Genomic DNA, 17,122 nt, shown 5'->3' with positions numbered 1-17,122 from the left:
ATATCCTAAGTCAGTGATATTTTAAGAATTGTGATAAAATAAGAGAAGATTGTATAGAGGAAAAGAATAATGATAAATAGAATTACGGACAATAAATTTAAGTTAGTTTCCAAGTATGAGCCTTCAGGAGATCAACCACAGGCGATTGAGCAATTAGTGGATAATATAGAGGGTGGTGAGAAAGCTCAGATTCTCATGGGAGCGACAGGAACTGGGAAGACCTACACTATGAGTCAGGTCATCCAAAAGGTCAATAAACCGACCCTAGTTATCGCTCATAATAAAACTCTGGCTGGTCAGCTCTATGGTGAATTTAAGGAGTTTTTTCCTGACAATGCGGTAGAGTATTTTGTGTCTTATTATGACTATTACCAACCAGAAGCCTATGTGCCTTCCAGTGATACCTATATTGAGAAGGACAGCTCGGTCAATGATGAGATTGACAAACTTCGTCACTCAGCAACCTCGGCTCTTCTGGAGCGCAACGATGTGATTGTTGTGGCGTCAGTCAGCTGCATTTATGGTTTGGGCTCGCCTAAGGAATACTCCGATAGCGTGGTCAGTCTGCGACCTGGCTTAGAGATTTCGCGGAATCAACTTCTCAATGATTTGGTTGATATTCAATTTGAGCGCAATGATATTGACTTTCAACGGGGAAAATTTCGTGTACGTGGCGATGTCGTGGAAATCTTCCCAGCTTCTCGCGATGAACATGCCTTTCGGGTGGAATTTTTCGGGGATGAAATTGACCGCATTCGAGAAGTAGAAGCATTGACTGGTCAAGTGTTGGGCGAAGTAGATCATTTAGCTATTTTTCCTGCCACTCACTTTATGACCAATGACGAAAATATGGAGATTGCTATTGGTAAAATTCAAGCAGAATTAGAAGATCAGCTAGCCTTTTTTGAAAGAGAAGGGAAGCTTTTAGAAGCTCAGCGGTTGAAGCAAAGAACGGACTATGATATTGAAATGCTGCGCGAAATGGGCTATACGAGTGGTGTAGAGAATTATTCTCGCCACATGGACGGACGGAGTGAAGGTGAGCCACCTTACACTTTACTAGATTTCTTTCCAGATGATTTTTTGATTATGATTGACGAAAGTCACATGACTATGGGGCAAATCAAAGGTATGTATAATGGTGACCGTTCTCGGAAAGAAATGTTGGTTAATTATGGATTTCGCTTACCTTCTGCCTTGGATAACCGTCCGTTGCGTCGGGAAGAATTTGAAAGTCATGTGCACCAGATTGTCTATGTATCTGCTACGCCAGGGGATTATGAGCGGGAGCAGACGGATACAGTAATTGAGCAAATTATTCGACCAACTGGTCTGCTGGATCCAGAAGTCGAAGTGCGTCCGACTATGGGTCAAATAGATGATCTTTTAGGCGAAATCAACGTACGTACTGAAAAGAATGAGCGGACTTTTATCACGACGTTGACTAAAAAGATGGCAGAAGATCTGACGGATTACTTTAAAGAAATGGGTGTTAAGGTCAAGTACATGCACTCGGATATCAAGACTTTAGAACGGACAGAAATTATCCGCGACTTGCGGTTAGGTGTCTTTGATGTTTTAGTCGGAATCAACCTGTTGCGTGAAGGAATTGATGTGCCAGAGGTTAGTCTGGTTGCCATTCTTGATGCAGACAAGGAAGGTTTCTTACGCAATGAGCGTGGTTTAATCCAAACCATTGGTCGAGCTGCCCGTAATAGTGAAGGCCACGTCATCATGTACGCTGACACGATCACAGATTCCATGCAAAAAGCTATGGATGAAACCGCCCGTCGTCGTCAGATTCAAATGGCTTATAATGAAGAACATGGTATTGTACCGCAAACAATCCAGAAAGAAATTCGTGATTTAATCAGTGTGACAAAAGCCTCTCTACCAGACAAGGAAGAAGTGGTAGATATTGAAAGTCTTAACAAGCAGGAACGCAAGGATATGATTAAAAAGCTAGAAGGACAAATGCAAGAAGCGGCTGGTCTTCTGGACTTCGAGCTGGCCGCCCAAATCCGCGATATGATTTTGGAGATTAAGGCGGTGGATTAGAAAGATAAACAAAGCAAGAAGGAAAGAAGAATGCGTTACACACTCTTACTTCGCGGCATTAATGTCGGTGGGAAAAACAAGGTAGCTATGGCTGATTTGAAGGCCGATTTGACGGGACTCAGTTTTGAGAACCCTATCTCCTACATCAACAGCGGCAATCTCTTTTTTGACAATTAGGAGCACGAGAAAAAGATTAGGACGATTTTGACGGCTTATTTCAGTCAATCCTATGACTTTCCAATCCCTTTTGTCCTGCTCAGCTCTGCTATTCTCTAAGAAGAAGTGGCAAAACTGCCTGCTTGGTGGCAGGATGAGGCAGCCTATCGGCGCGATGTCCTCTTTTACCTGCCGGAAGCCAGTCACGAGCAGATAGAGGAATAGGCAAGGAACTGGTCAAATGACAGGGAGCTGCTGCATTTCGGTCAGACAGCCTTCTTTTACAGAAATAGCGATCAGGCTGACTATCTCAAGTCCAACTACTACAAGAAGCTACTCAAATCTAGTTTTTACAAGTCTTTGACTATTCGCAATGGGAAAACCTTTCAGAAAATTTTGAAGTTGGCAGATACTAGTTAAAGAGGCATTATTTTGTTTTTTTGGAAAACTAATGATGAATTGTTAATGAATATATATGTTTGAATAAAGAGAAAGAATTTTTACTTTTATTTGTATCATGCTGAAAACATTCAATAGATAGGAGAATTTATGATTGAATTTAATGATGTTACAAAAGTGTACGATGACAAGATAGCGTTGAATCATCTGAATTTAACGCTTCAGAGTGGAGAAATTATAGGATTAATTGGACACAATGGTGCTGGAAAATCAACAACGATCAAATCATTGGTTAGTGTGATTAATCCAACGCATGGTCAGATTTTTGTGGATGGCAAGGAATTAGCGGCTAATCGGTTGGCAATCAAGAAGAAAATTGGTTATGTAGCTGATTCGCCGGATTTATTCTTACGTCTGACAGCAAATGAATTCTGGGAATTGGTTGGAACTTCTTATGATATGAGTCCTTCAGATTGTGAGAAACGTTTATCGAAGCTACTGGAATTATTTGATTTTACAGCTCATCGCTATGAAGTTATTGAATCGTTTTCACATGGAATGCGACAAAAAGTATTTGTCATTGGTGCTCTTTTGTCTGATCCAGATATCTGGGTGTTGGATGAGCCTTTAACTGGTTTGGATCCGCAGGCGGCTTTTGACCTCAAACAAATGATGCGAGAGCATGCAGATAAAGGAAATACTGTTTTGTTCTCAACCCATGTTTTAGAAGTGGCAGAGCAATTGTGTGACCGTATTGCCATTCTCAAAAAGGGAGAATTGTTGTTTTACGGTACGATTGAGGAATTGAAAGGTCAACATCCTGAAAAATCCTTAGAAAGTATTTACCTCAGTTTGGCTGGTCGTAGAGAAGAGGTGAGTCCTGATGCGTCTTAAAGCGATTCGCTCCCTCATTCATGCAAATATCATTTATACGACGCAATCAACTAGGCTTTCTAGTTATCGTAAAAAACAGCAAAAAAATCCAAAGAAAAAAGGAAATGTTGCTAGAAATCTAGTGATGAACTATCTCTACGCTGGAATTTTGTATGCTTGTATATTTGGTGTACAGGGTGCTTTTTTACCGCTTGCTCAAAATCCAGGGCTATTTTCGAATTTTGTCAGCGTCTTTTATCTTTTCATCTTTGCACAGGGATTTCTTTCCTTTTACAATGTTTTTTATGAAAGTAAAGACTTGCAAGCTTACCGACCTTATGCCTTTAGTGAGAGCGAAATTATGGTTGGGAAAGGATTTTCTGTTCTTTTAACTACTTTAATGGGAGTGTTTCCCATTGTTATTTACTTTATTGGTTTGCAAATGCAATCGGGTCAACCAATCTGGCTTGCAATCCCTATTCTGCTTATTTCTTTAGGAGTACTGTTTTCGACACTTATTTTCCTTCTTTTGGTTGGTGTTCATTTTATTACGAAAACAACTATTTTTAGGAAATATAAAAAGCTTGCCTCTAATATTTTACTGGCTCTTGCTACAATAATGGCTTTTGGTGCGATTTTATTGGTGAATTTGCAAAATAACTCTAACGTTAAAAACGCAATATTGCAAGATCAACCTGCTTATTTTCCGCCAATGACGATTTTTCATGCTTTCAGTATGCAACCTTTTGCTTTGAATTCTTTGCTGGGAATGGGAGCTTGGGTAGTCGTAGCTGTTATATTATTTATAATTGTTAAGCGAAAGGTTTTACCAGAATTTTATGAAGCTGCAATGACTACAACAGCAACGGTCAATAGACAAAAACGAACGAAAATTTTCAAGATGAATGGACTTAGGAACTTTCCGCAGTTTGTGTTGCGCTATCAATTAAACCTAATCAGTGATGGCTCCGTCTTATTACAAACTCTTTTGATGCCTAGTGTGTTACCTTACTTTATTCTAATTCCGTTAATGGCTAGTTTTATGCAGAATAGTGAAATGATTTCTCCTTATTTGACAACAAGATTTGCTTTTCCACTGATGTTGATAGCAACATTTGTAGCAAGTTTAAATACAGGTGGAGCAAATTTAACAGGAATTGGCATTTCACTTGAACGTGAAAATTATGATTATTTGAAAGTATTACCCTTTGATATGGCACGTTATCTTAAATTTAAGTTTTGGAATTTATTTGTCATTCAATCCATTTTGCCATTCATTTTGTTAGCAATCTTTTCATTTGTGGTTGGTGTACAACCTATTGCTATTCTATTGATGCTAATCGCTTGGTTATTGACTTGTCTAGCATGGAGTGCTTGGGGATATCATCGTGATAAACGCCTACAAGTTACTAACTGGTCGAATGTGACGGAATTATTTAATCGTGAAAATAATTCACTAAAGATGATTTTGGGCATTGTTGCTATGATTATTTACATAATCATTATTGCAGTGAGCGCTTATTTCATTTTGGTATCACCAGATTTAGTGGGCTATTTGTTAGCGGGTACTTTTCTGATTGCTCTTGCAATGATGGCATTTTTACTGACAAATCATTATTTGAAAAAAGTTCAAGCTGAAGTAGAAAATTAAGCTGAAAGTTTTTGAATACTTACTATGTTTTTATTGCTTAGCAAGAATATATTGATAAGAGTCTATAAATTTTTATGTGCGCTTTGAAACATCTATATACTAAATTTATGCTATAATAAATACTATGTACACCAAACCAACTTCTGCTTATGTACACATTCCGTTTTGTACTCAAATTTGTTATTATTGTGACTTTTCCAAAGTTTTTATCAAAAATCAGCCTGTTGATGCTTACTTAGAGCATTTGATTCAGGAGTATAGAGCTTATGATATAAAAAAGTTGCGGACGCTCTATATTGGCGGTGGGACACCGACAGCTCTTTCAGCGCAGCAGATGGAGTTTCTGTTAGCAGAGCTGACGAAAAGTTTGGATTTATCATGTTTAGAAGAGTTGACGATTGAGACCAATCCAGGTGATTTGGATCCAGATAAGATTGCTGTTTTAAAGGCTTCGGCTGTTAACCGAGTATCTCTAGGTGTGCAAACTTTTGATAATCACATGCTCAAGCAAATTGGGCGCAGCCATTTAGAGAAAGATATTTATGAAAATATCACCAATCTGAAGCAAGCTGGGTTTGACAATATCTCTATTGACTTGATCTACGCATTACCCAAGCAGACCATGGACAACGTGCGGGAAAATGTAGCCAAGGCTATTGCACTAGACATCCCTCATATGAGTCTTTACAGCTTAATTCTAGAAAATCACACGGTTTTTATGAATCGGATGAGGCGAGGAAAGCTGCCTTTGCCTAAAGAAGACTTGGAAGCGGAGATGTTTGAGTATATCATTGAGGAGTTGGAAAAGGCTGGGTTTGAACACTATGAGATTTCCAACTTTTCTAAGCCAGGCTTTGAGAGTCGACACAATCTCATGTACTGGGACAATGCAGAATACTTTGGTATTGGGGCTGGAGCTTCCGGCTATGTCAATGGGGTTCGCTACAAAAATCATGGTCCGATTCGTCATTACTTAGAGGCAGTTGAAAAGGGCAATGCTCGTGTGAGTGAGGAACATCTGAGTAAGCAAGAGATGATGGAAGAGGAGATGTTTCTGGGCTTGCGTAAGAAGTCAGGTGTTTCTAAAAAGCGTTTTGAAGAAAAATTTGGTATTTCTTTTGAGCAGCAGTATGGTCATGTAGTAACAGAATTGACTGAGCAAGGACTCTTAGTTCCTGATAAAGAAATCGTCCGTATGACTAAAAAGGGTCTTTTTTTAGGTGATACGGTCGCAGAGAAATTTATATTGGAGTAAATTATGGGTTTAACTTATCAAATGAAAATGAAAATTCCGTTTGACATGGCGGATATGAACGGTCATATCAAGTTGCCTGATGTTATTTTGCTGTCCTTACAGGTATCAGGTTTGCAATCCATTGATTTGGGGATTAGCGACAAGGATATGCTGGAGAAATACAATCTGGTCTGGATTATTACTGACTATGATATCGATGTGGTACGGCTGCCTAAATTTGGTGAAGAAATGACGATTGAAACAGAAGCACTTTCCTATAATCGTCTCTTTTGTTATCGTCGTTTTACCGTTTTTGATGAAAATGATGTTGCTGTGATTGAAATGATGGCTACCTTTGTCCTTATGGACAGAGACAGTCGAAAAGTGCACGCTGTAGAGCCAAAGATTGTTGCGCCTTACGAGGCAGAATTTTCTAAAAAGTTGATTCGTGGACCAAAATATCCAGAACTGAAAGATTCGACCAGTAAAGATTATCATGTTCGGTTTTATGATTTAGACATGAATGGTCATGTCAACAACAGCAAGTATCTGGACTGGATTTTTGAAGTTATGGGTGCTGATTTTCTCATGAAACACGTTCCCAAAAAAGTTCACCTCAAGTATGTCAAGGAAGTGCGACCTGGTGGGCAGATTACCTCTAGCTATGATTTGAATGGATTAGAGAGCAATCATCAGATTTCCAGCGATGGTGATACCAATGCACAAGCTATGGTAACTTGGCAAGAAATTTCATAAGAGAAACAATAGAAAGAGAAGTATGACCTACAAAGGATATTTAATTGATTTAGATGGAACGATTTATAAAGGAAAAGACCGAATCCCAGCGGGAGAAGCTTTTATCCATGAATTGCAGCGGCGTAATATTCCATATTTATTTGTGACAAATAATACAACACGTACTCCTGAGACTGTTCAAACAATGCTAGCGGAACAATTCAATGTTGAAACGCCGATTGAAACGATTTATACAGCGACTTTAGCAACGGTTGACTACTTAAATGATAAAAATCTAGGCAAGAAAGTCTATGTTATCGGTGATGTCGGACTTAAGCAAGCCATTGCAGAAGCTGGCTATATCGAAGATACGGATAATCCAGATTATGTAGTCGTGGGATTGGATTGGGAAGTGGACTATGAAAAATTGTCAATTGCTACGTTAGCTATTCAAAAGGGAGCTCATTTCGTAGGAACCAATCCAGATCTTAATATTCCAACGGAGCGCGGTCTCATGCCTGGAGCAGGATCGATTATTACTCTCATTGAAGTAGCAACTCGTGTGAAACCTGTTTATATCGGGAAGCCAAATGCAATTATCATGGAAAAGGCGGTTGAGCATCTAGGACTACCGCGGCAAGAAGTGATAATGGTTGGGGATAATTACCTGACGGACATTCGGGCTGGGATTGACAATGGTATCCCTACGCTTCTGGTGACAACTGGCTTTACGAAACCAGAAGAAGTGCCAGGCTTGTCAATCCAACCAGATTATGTACTTTCTAGCCTAGCGGAGTGGGATTTTGATGCGCACTAAACTGACCTTTTGGCTGAGTATGCTCTGCTTTTTAGCAGTGGCTATTTTGTTGACCATTTATCTGACTTGGCTGTTTTATCCTTTGGAAATTTCTTGGTTGCATTTAGAAAATCAAGTTTACCTCAAATCTGCAACCATTCAGTATAATTTCAATGTTTTGATGAATTACTTAACCAATCCATTTCAGCAAAAGCTCTCCATGCCTGATTTTCGCTCATCAGCAGCAGGTCTGCACCATTTTCAAGTCGTGAAATATCTTTTTCATCTGGCGCAAGTTGCTTTTCTAGCAACCTTACCAGCGGTTTGTTTGTTTGTAAAAAACATTATAAAAAAAAGATATCTATCTGTCTTTTCAAAGGCGATTTTAGCTATTATTTGGTTGCCTATTGTAATTGCTGGTGTGGCGCTGGGGATTGGCTTTGATGCGTTTTTCACTCTCTTTCACCAGATTTTATTTGTTGGGGATAAAACTTGGTTATTTGACTCTGCTAAAGATCCTGTTATTTGGATATTACCAGAAGAATTTTTCCTCCACGCCTTTCTTTTGTTTTTTATTCTTTATGAAGGCTTTGCTGTGGGGTTATACCTGTGGAGTCGAAAAATCTATTTGAAGAAGGAGGAAAAATGATGTCAGCCAATCAGCAAGTGCGAAAAGATGTTAGTTTATTTTCTGCTTTGTGTCTGATTTATGTCTTCGTCATGACAATGATTAGCTTAATCTATCAGACGATTGTAACCTTGTTTCAAGCGATTCGTTATCCCGGAAATCTTGAGAGAATCCAAAAAGCAACGGAAAGTTTTATGTCACGCGATGGCAGCTATTATCTAATTGCTGTTTGTGCAGGAGTATTTATCTTTTGGTTGTATCGGGACGGAAAATTATTTAAGTCTGATTTACGAACGCAGAAAAGGGTCATGACTCCCAAAACGTTTGGAATAGTTTTATCATTCTTACTTCTGGGTCAATTAGGTTTTGTACTCTTTAATCAAATATTTGAGGCAGTATTGAATATCTTTGGATTTAGCTTATTTAAAGCCATTGAATCAGCTTCCGCGGGCTCAGATAGTGTAACGATGTTTTTGTATGCAGGTTTTTTCGGTCCTGTTTCAGAAGAATTGATTTTTCGCGGGGCAGGCTTACGAACATTTGAAAAATATGGAAAAGTCTTTGCGATTTTGATGTCTTCCCTCATATTTGGTTTATTTCATGGAAATATCCCGCAGTTCTTTTTTGCAGCTTTTGTTGGAATTATCTTCTCTTATGTGACCTTGGAGTATTCAATTCTCTGGGCAATGGTTTTCCACGTTTTTAATAACTTGGTCATCGGAGATGGTTTAACTTATTTGTATTCGTTTTTGCCGGACGATATAGGTGGTCTCTTACACTTATTTATCCTGCTAGTCGGTGCAAGTGTCGCAGTAATTTTCCTGATTAAAAACAAAGCAGACATAAAAATGTATGTACAAGAAAATCGTTCATTTCCAGGGGCCTATAGGCAAGCTTTTCGTTCTGTTTGGTTCTGGATTTTTACAATCTTCATGTTTTTAACATCTTTGACCTTGATAAGTCATTTGTGAAAGAAGATTTTTGAAAGGACTTTCAACTTTCTTTCATTTATGATAAAATAAAGGTAACAAAAGAGGAGCGTATCAATCATGGAACAAACATTTTTTATTATAAAACCAGACGGTGTAAAACGTGGCTTGGTTGGAGAAGTACTGAAGCGCGTAGAACAACGTGGTTACAAAATCGAACGTTTGGAAATGAGAACCAATGTTTCAAATGAGTTAATTGATCAGCATTATGAAGCCCTATTAACGAAAGATTTTTATCCCTCAATCCGTGATTATATGACAAGCGGGCCTGTGATTATCGGTGTTTTATCGGGAAGCCAAGTGATTTCAGGTTGGCGTCACATGATGGGCGCTACTCGTCCGGAAGAAGCTCTACCAGGAACTATTCGCGGAGATTTTGCACAAGCAGCTGAAGCTGGTGAAACGATTCGAAATGTTGTTCATGGTTCAGATTCTGAAGAGTCTGCCAAACGGGAAATTGCGCTTTGGTTTGGTAATCATTAAAACATAGTAGTATAAATTCGAGAGAGTACAGATAGCCATTGCTTTTGTTCTCTCTTTTTTTACTATCCGAATTGTACTGGGTGTGTTATAATAAAAAGGAATTGGAAATGTTTTAATATACTGAAAATTAATTGTTTTATCAAGGAGGAGATATGTCAGATAAAAAAATTCATTTAGTAATTGTAACGGGGATGAGTGGAGCGGGAAAGACCGTGGCCATCCAGTCTTTTGAGGATTTAGGTTATTTTACAATTGATAATATGCCTCCTACACTTGTTCCTAAATTTTTGCAGTTAATCGAAACAACGCAAGACAATGACAAGATTGCTATGGTTGTAGATATGCGTAGTCGTTCCTTCTTTTCTGAGATTCAGAAAGTTCTAGATGAGATTGAAAGTAACGCTGGACTTGATTTTAAGATTTTGTTTTTAGATGCGGCAGATACAGAATTAGTTGCACGTTACAAGGAAACGCGGCGTAGCCACCCCTTAGCAACAGACGGTCGTATTTTAGACGGTATCAAGCTAGAACGTGAGTTACTAGCACCGTTGAAAAACATGAGTCAAAACGTGGTAGATACGACCGAATTAACACCGCGCGGATTGCGTAAAACCATTTCTGAGCATTTTTCAGATCAGACAAAACTTCAATCGTTTCGCATTGAAGTGGTGAGTTTTGGCTTTAAATATGGTCTTCCGCTAGATGCCGACCTTGTTTTTGATGTACGTTTTTTACCAAATCCATATTACCAACCAGAACTTCGCAATCAAACAGGGCTTGACAAACCCGTTTATGATTATGTGATGAATCATACGGAGTCAGAAGAATTTTATCAGCACTTAGTGGCTCTTATCAAACCGATTTTACCCGGCTATAAAAAAGAGGGGAAATCTGTTTTAACAATTGCGGTTGGTTGTACAGGCGGTCAACACAGAAGTGTGGCTTTTGCACAACGTCTAGCAGATGATTTGGCAAGCGAATGGACCGTTCATTCATCACATCGAGACAAAGACCGCAGAAAGGAAACGGTGAATCGTTCATGAGGAGACCGAAGATTGCTGTTATTGGTGGTGGAACCGGAATTTCGGTCATTTTGGACAGTTTACGTAAGAAAGATGTAGACATTGCTGCTATTGTGACGGTCGCTGATGACGGAGGAAGTTCGGGGGAATTGCGAAAAAACATTCAACAATTGACACCGCCCGGTGATTTGCGAAATGTTTTGGTGGCTTTATCGGACATGCCGCGCTTTTATGAAAAAGTTTTTCAATATCGCTTTGCAGCTGAAGACGGTGCTTTAGCTGGACATCCACTTGGGAACTTGATTATTGCAGGTATTTCAGAAATGCAAGGGTCGACTTACAACGCTATGCAGCTACTGACTAAGTTTTTCCACACAACTGGCAAAATTTATCCGTCTTGTGATATACCTTTAACGCTTCATGCTGTATTTACTGATGGAAGCGAAGTCGCTGGAGAAAGTCATCTCGCAGAACACCAAGGTATGATTGAACGAGTTTATGTCACCAATACCTATAATGACCAGAAGCCGGTGGCTAGTCGCAAAGTGGTAGAGACGATTTTAGAAAGTGATATGGTTGTTTTGGGACCAGGGTCATTGTTTACCTCTATCTTACCCAATATGATGATTGAAGAAATTGGACAAGCTCTTTTAGAAACAAAGGCGGAAATCGCTTATGTCTGCAATATTATGACCCAGCGTGGTGAAACCGAGCATTTTACAGATAGTGACCATGTAGCCGTTTTGCATCGACATTTAGGAAAACGATTTATTGATACTGTTTTGGTGAATATTGAGGAAGTTCCTCAAGAGTATATGAATTCTAATAAATTTGATGAGTATTTGGTGCAGGTTGAGCATGATTTTAAAGGTTTGAAAGAGCAAGTACCTCGTGTCATTTCGTCTAATTTTCTTCGCTTGGAAAATGGCGGAGCTTTTCATGATGGTGAATCAGTCGTCGATGAACTTATGCAGATTATACAGGTGCGCAAATGAGTTTTACCATTAAAGTGAAAGAAGAACTGCTTGGCCTAGGCAAAAAAGATAAAATGGAATTATCGGCTATCATTAAGATGTCAGGCAGTTTAGGAATTTCTAGTCAAGGCTTAACATTATCTGTTACGACAGAAAATGCAAAAATCGCTCGTCACATTTATGAATTGTTGGCAGCTTTTTATCAAGTCAAATCGGATATTCGTCATCATCAAAAAGCGAATCTTCGGAAAAACCGTGTTTATACTGTTTTTTTAGATGAAGGTGTGGAACAAATTTTAGCTGATTTGCACTTGGCAGACTCTTTTTTTAGAATTGAAGCAGGTATTGATCAAGCTATTTTATCAGATGATGAGGCTAGCCGATCGTATTTACGAGGAGCATTTTTATCAACGGGCAGTATGCGTGATCCAGATTCTGGGAAATATCAGCTGGAAATCTTGTCGGTCTATTTTGACCATGCGGAGGATTTAGCAGCTTTGATGCGAAAGTTTTTATTGGACGCCAAGACAATTGAGCGCAAAAAAGGCTCAGTAACCTATCTGCAGCGAGCTGAGGACATTATGGACTTTTTGATTGTGATTGGGGCTATGGAAGCGATGACTGAGTTTGAGTCGGTCAAACTTTTGCGGGAGGCTAGAAATGATCTGAATCGGACGAATAATGCAGAAACAGCGAATATTGCTCGAACGGTGACAGCTAGCATGAAAACCATTCACAACATTAGCAAAATCATTGACACAGTTGGTTTAGAAAGTTTGCCGGTTGATTTGCAAGAGGTAGCTTATCTGCGTGTCAATCATCCGGATTATTCTATCCAGCAGTTGGCAGAAAGTCTTAGTAAGCCTTTGACGAAAAGTGGTGTCAATCATCGCTTGAGGAAAATCAATAAAATCGCAAATGAGTTGTAGAAAATGCAAAGAAATGTGGCTTATATATTATAGTCGGAATCAATTTGAGAATTTCCATTAAAACTTTACGGTTTTCTCTTGAAGATTTTCAAAAAGTGTGATATAGTAATAAAAATTAAATAATCCTTTAAATCTGTCCCGTGAGGCAGACAAGGAGTCAAAGTATAAGATGGTATAGTACAGTGAGGCTGTTAGCAGTTTCTCTATGCTTACCTAGATTTTCTGAAGTCTCCTTGTGAAGGAGACTTTTTCTTTTAACTTTTTATACAGGAGGTTTTCCATGAAAACAAAAGAAGTTGTTGATGGTTTGACAATGAAACGTGCCATTACACGGATCACTTATGAAATCATTGAGCGCAACAAAGAGCTAGACAAGATTGTCTTAATTGGTATAAAAACACGGGGTGTTTACATTGCACAGCGGATTCAAGAACGATTAGCGCAACTTGAAAAGATTGATGTACCCATCGGTGAGTTGGATACCAAACCATTCCGCGATGATTTTAAAGTGGAAGAAGATACAACACATGTTCCTGTTGATATTACAGACCGCGAAGTCATCTTGGTAGATGATGTCCTCTATACAGGACGCACCATTCGTGCTGCTATTGATAATCTAGTTAGCTTGGGACGTCCATCACGCGTGAGCTTGGCTGTTTTAGTAGACCGTGGGCATCGTGAGTTGCCGATTCGAGCAGATTATGTGGGCAAAAACATTCCAACTAGTCGAACAGAAGAAATTATTGTGGAAATGATAGAACAGGATGGTCAAGACCGTGTCTTGATTGCGGAGGAGTTATAAGAAAATGAGTCAAGATGTGAAATATGATGTACACGATATGCCAAAACCTGGTTTGCTTGTAGGATTATCCTTTCAGCATTTGTTTGCCATGTTTGGGGCAACGGTTCTTGTTCCAATTCTGGTTGGAATTGACCCAGCAGTTGCCTTGTTTTCAAGCGGTCTAGGAACCTTAGCGCATTTAACAGTTACCAAGTACAAAGTGCCAGCTTATATGGGGTCTAGTTTCGCTTATATTGCAGCTATGCAAATGTTGATGAAAACAGACGGTATCGCAGCAGTCGCTCAAGGTGCCATTACAGGTGGTTTGGTTTACTTCATTGTAGCTCTTATTGTGAAGTTCGCTGGGAATGCTTGGATTGATAAGATTTTGCCGCCAGTTGTGGTAGGACCAATCATTATGGTCATCGGACTAAGCCTAGCAAGCACAGCTGTAAATGATGTCATGCTAAAAGACGGTAAATACAATTTAACTTATTTCATCATTGGAATTGTCACTCTCTTTGCAGTCATCCTCTTTAATATCTATGGTAAAAAGATTGTTGGAATTATTCCGGTGCTGTTAGGCTTGATTGTCGGATATGTCTTCGCGCTCATTCTTGGAATGGTAACAGGAGAAGAAATTATTTCCTTTGCAAAAGTCTCTCAAGCTTCATGGTTCCATGTCCCACCTATGCACCTTCCTTTCTTAGACTATAATGTAAAATTTTATCCAAGTGCGATTTTAACAATGGCTCCAATTGCATTTGTAACTATGACAGAGCACTTTGGTCATGTTATGGTATTGAATAGCTTGACCGGAAAAGATTTCTTTAAAGACCCAGGATTGGATAAAACTCTTGCCGGAGATGGTCTTGCACAAGTTATCGCTGGGATTTTCGGTGCGCCACCAGTAACGAGTTACGGTGAAAATATCGGTGTGATGGCTCTCAATAAAATCTATAGCGTTTATGTTATTGCAGGTGCAGCAGTACTTGCGATTGTGATGAGTTTTGTCGGAAAAGTATCGGCACTCTTACAATCCATTCCAACTCCAGTTCTAGGCGGTATTTCTATTGCGCTCTTTGGAGTCATCGCTTCTAGTGGTTTGAAAATTTTAATTGAAAAGCAAACGGACTTTGACAATAAGAAAAATCTGTTGATTGCTAGTGTGATCTTAGTCGCTGGGATTGGAGGATTAACGCTTCAACTTTCAGGTCTGCAAATTTCAGGGGTCGCCTTGTCAACGGTTCTTGGAATTGTGCTCTATCTTATCTTGCCTGAACCTAAAAATTAGTTTGAATTCTTAATTTTATTGAAAGAAACGCCGTATCTAATAAAAGGAGAAATACACCATGTCATCTAATCAAATCGCTCTTAAAAACGTTGTCTCTATGGAAACTCTTACCAATGAGGAAGTCTTAAGTTTAATCAAACGTGGCATTGAATTTAAAAATGGAGCAAAAGCTCATTATGATGAACAGCATATTATCGCTAATCTCTTCTTTGAGCCCTCTACGCGAACACATAAAGCCTTTGAAGTAGCGGAATTAAAGCTAGGTTGTGACCTGTTGGATTTTGATTCAAAGACCAGCTCTATCAACAAAGGAGAGACCTTATATGATACGATTTTAACCATGTCAGCGCTCGGAGTGGATGTCTGTGTCATTCGTCATCCAGAAGTGGACTATTACAAGGAATTAGTCGAAAGTCCAACGATTACAACTTCAATTGTGAATGGTGGTGATGGCTCTGGACAACATCCGAGTCAAAGTTTGCTAGATTTGATGACCATTTATCAAGAGTTTGGGCATTTTGACGGCTTGAAGATTGCGATTGCAGGCGACTTAGATCACTCGCGCGTGGCCAAGTCAAATATGCAAATCTTGAAGCGTCTGGGTGCAGAACTTTATTTTGCAGGTCCAGAGGTATGGAGAAGTGAAGAATTTGCAGATTATGGGCAATTTGTCACACTTGATGAAGTCGTTGACCAAGTGGATGTCTTAATGCTTCTGCGCGTGCAGCACGAGCGTCATGATGACAATTCACTCTTTTCAAAAGAAAATTATCATAGATTGCACGGCTTAACTCAGGAACGATATGACAGACTGAAGGATACAGCCATCATCATGCATCCAGCTCCAGTCAATCGCGATGTTGAAATTGCAGATCATCTGGTAGAAGCTCCAAAATCGCGGATTGTAGAGCAAATGACAAATGGTGTATTTGTCCGTATGGCAATTATTGAGTCTGTTTTAAATGGACGAAAAGAGCAATAGACACTAAGGTATTGCTGTAAGAACAAACGGAGGGGAAAATGGAAAAACGCTTGTTAATTCTGGAAGATGGGACAGTATTTGAAGGAGAGGCATTCGGGGCTGATATGGATGTGACCGGAGAAATCGTCTTTAATACAGGTATGACCGGTTATCAAGAATCTATTACAGATCAATCATACAATGGGCAAATTTTGACCTTTACCTACCCGTTAATCGGAAATTATGGAATTAACCGTGATGACTACGAATCGATCACTCCTACTTGTAAAGGGGTGGTTGTTTATGAGTGGGCACGAAGGGCAAGCAATTGGCGCAATCAGATGACCCTAGACGAGTTTTTAAAGGTCAAGAAAATTCCAGGAATTGCTGGTATTGATACGCGGGCATTGACGAAAATCATTCGGCAGCATGGAACGATGAAAGCAACAATAGCCAATGTAGGCGACCAAATGGTGCATCTGCAAGATCAGTTGAAGGCGACCGTTTTGCCGACTGACAATATCAAACAAGTCTCAACGAAAACGCCATATCCAGCACCGGGTTCAGGTCCTAGTATTGTGTTAGTTGATTTTGGATTGAAACATTCGATTCTTCGTGAATTGGCGGCACGCAATTGTAATGTGACGGTTGTGCCTTATGACACAAGTGCAGCAGATATTCTCCACCTTCACCCTGACGGTGTCATGTTATCCAACGGTCCAGGTAATCCAGATGATGTACCGCAAGTGCTAGACATGATTCGAGGGATTCAAGGTAAAATTCCTCTTTTTGGTATCTGCATGGGACATCAACTTTTTAGTAAGGCAAATGGAGCTCAGACCTATAAAATGAAATTTGGTCACCGTGGTTTTAATCATGCTGTCAGAGAGATTGCGACAGGGCGGATTGATTTTACCAGCCAAAATCATGGTTATGCTGTTAGTCGGGAAAATTTTCCGAGCGAGTTGTTGATTACACATGAGGAAATCAACGATAAGTCTATTGAAGGTGTGCGGCATCGGTTTTTCCCTGCTTTTTCAGTGCAATTTCATCCTGATGCTGCACCAGGGCCACATGATGCCAGTTATCTCTTTGATGAGTTTATGGAAATGATTGATGCTTTTAAACAACAGCATAGTTCATTGTAATCAATGGATTA

At 39.5% G+C, this 17,122-nt stretch carries 16 protein-coding genes and 1 pseudogene; all 17 read left to right on the top strand.

Annotated elements, in window-relative coordinates; genetic code table 11:
• Positions 1–69: 69 nt before the first annotated feature.
• The 17 genes and pseudogenes from uvrB to IYQ91_RS01230 all read left to right on the top strand — a co-directional run bounded on the left by uvrB (position 70) and on the right by IYQ91_RS01230 (position 17,111).
• The gene (uvrB, locus tag IYQ91_RS01310; protein ID WP_195672835.1) at positions 70–2,058 is read left to right on the top strand and encodes an excinuclease ABC subunit UvrB; all 1,989 of its coding nucleotides are present in this window, start codon (positions 70–72) and stop codon (positions 2,056–2,058) included.
• Between the two features lie 30 nt (positions 2,059–2,088).
• Positions 2,089–2,634: pseudogene (locus tag IYQ91_RS09935) on the top strand (DUF1697 domain-containing protein).
• Between the two features lie 129 nt (positions 2,635–2,763).
• Positions 2,764–3,507, top strand: a complete 744-nt coding sequence (locus IYQ91_RS01300) for an ABC transporter ATP-binding protein (protein ID WP_195672834.1) — start codon at positions 2,764–2,766, stop codon at positions 3,505–3,507.
• Positions 3,497–5,137, top strand: coding sequence for a hypothetical protein (locus IYQ91_RS01295; RefSeq protein ID WP_195672833.1), 1,641 nt, complete (start codon positions 3,497–3,499; stop codon positions 5,135–5,137). The genes IYQ91_RS01300 and IYQ91_RS01295 overlap by 11 nt, the downstream gene beginning before the upstream one ends.
• Before the next feature lie 124 nt (positions 5,138–5,261).
• Positions 5,262–6,392: a radical SAM family heme chaperone HemW gene (gene hemW, locus IYQ91_RS01290; protein WP_195672832.1), complete on the top strand. Its 1,131-nt coding sequence runs from the start codon at positions 5,262–5,264 to the stop codon at positions 6,390–6,392.
• Between the two features lie 3 nt (positions 6,393–6,395).
• The gene (locus tag IYQ91_RS01285) at positions 6,396–7,127 is read left to right on the top strand and encodes an acyl-[acyl-carrier-protein] thioesterase (protein WP_003027992.1); all 732 of its coding nucleotides are present in this window, start codon (positions 6,396–6,398) and stop codon (positions 7,125–7,127) included.
• Between the two features lie 22 nt (positions 7,128–7,149).
• Positions 7,150–7,923, top strand: a complete 774-nt coding sequence (locus IYQ91_RS01280) for a TIGR01457 family HAD-type hydrolase (RefSeq protein ID WP_195672831.1) — start codon at positions 7,150–7,152, stop codon at positions 7,921–7,923.
• Positions 7,913–8,551, top strand: a complete 639-nt coding sequence (locus IYQ91_RS01275) for a TIGR01906 family membrane protein (RefSeq protein ID WP_195672830.1) — start codon at positions 7,913–7,915, stop codon at positions 8,549–8,551. The genes IYQ91_RS01280 and IYQ91_RS01275 overlap by 11 nt, the downstream gene beginning before the upstream one ends.
• Positions 8,551–9,501 carry a CPBP family intramembrane glutamic endopeptidase gene (locus IYQ91_RS01270; protein ID WP_049517679.1) on the top strand — a complete coding sequence of 317 codons (951 nt, stop codon included), beginning with the start codon at positions 8,551–8,553 and terminating at the stop codon, positions 9,499–9,501. Before IYQ91_RS01275 ends, IYQ91_RS01270 begins: the two co-directional genes overlap by 1 nt.
• Positions 9,502–9,579: 78 nt before the next feature.
• Complete coding sequence (gene ndk / locus IYQ91_RS01265; protein WP_003024857.1) at positions 9,580–10,002, top strand: nucleoside-diphosphate kinase; 423 nt, start codon at positions 9,580–9,582, stop codon at positions 10,000–10,002.
• A gap of 152 nt (positions 10,003–10,154) precedes the next feature.
• Positions 10,155–11,045 (top strand): RNase adapter RapZ, encoded by an 891-nt coding sequence (rapZ, locus tag IYQ91_RS01260; protein ID WP_195672829.1) that lies wholly within the window; start codon positions 10,155–10,157, stop codon positions 11,043–11,045.
• On the top strand, positions 11,042–12,019 hold the full coding sequence (locus IYQ91_RS01255) for a YvcK family protein (RefSeq protein WP_003024850.1): 978 nt from the start codon (positions 11,042–11,044) through the stop codon (positions 12,017–12,019). The genes rapZ and IYQ91_RS01255 overlap by 4 nt, the downstream gene beginning before the upstream one ends.
• Positions 12,016–12,927 carry a DNA-binding protein WhiA gene (gene whiA / locus IYQ91_RS01250; protein WP_195672828.1) on the top strand — a complete coding sequence of 304 codons (912 nt, stop codon included), beginning with the start codon at positions 12,016–12,018 and terminating at the stop codon, positions 12,925–12,927. Before IYQ91_RS01255 ends, whiA begins: the two co-directional genes overlap by 4 nt.
• Positions 12,928–13,207: 280 nt before the next feature.
• Positions 13,208–13,729: a bifunctional pyr operon transcriptional regulator/uracil phosphoribosyltransferase PyrR gene (gene pyrR, locus IYQ91_RS01245; protein ID WP_003024846.1), complete on the top strand. Its 522-nt coding sequence runs from the start codon at positions 13,208–13,210 to the stop codon at positions 13,727–13,729.
• Between the two features lie 4 nt (positions 13,730–13,733).
• Positions 13,734–15,002, top strand: a complete 1,269-nt coding sequence (locus IYQ91_RS01240) for a uracil-xanthine permease family protein (protein ID WP_195672827.1) — start codon at positions 13,734–13,736, stop codon at positions 15,000–15,002.
• Positions 15,003–15,060: 58 nt separating this feature from the next.
• Entirely contained in the window at positions 15,061–15,984 is a 924-nt protein-coding gene (locus IYQ91_RS01235; protein ID WP_195672826.1) for an aspartate carbamoyltransferase catalytic subunit, read from the top strand.
• A gap of 38 nt (positions 15,985–16,022) precedes the next feature.
• The gene (locus IYQ91_RS01230) at positions 16,023–17,111 is read left to right on the top strand and encodes a carbamoyl phosphate synthase small subunit (RefSeq protein ID WP_003042289.1); all 1,089 of its coding nucleotides are present in this window, start codon (positions 16,023–16,025) and stop codon (positions 17,109–17,111) included.
• Positions 17,112–17,122: the final 11 nt, after the last annotated feature.

Source organism: Streptococcus sp. HF-2466, from assembly GCF_015594645.1.
Lineage (GTDB): Bacteria > Bacillota > Bacilli > Lactobacillales > Streptococcaceae > Streptococcus > Streptococcus anginosus.
The sequence above is the reverse complement of the archived record's forward strand: the minus strand, read 5'-3'. Positions and strand labels throughout refer to the sequence as shown.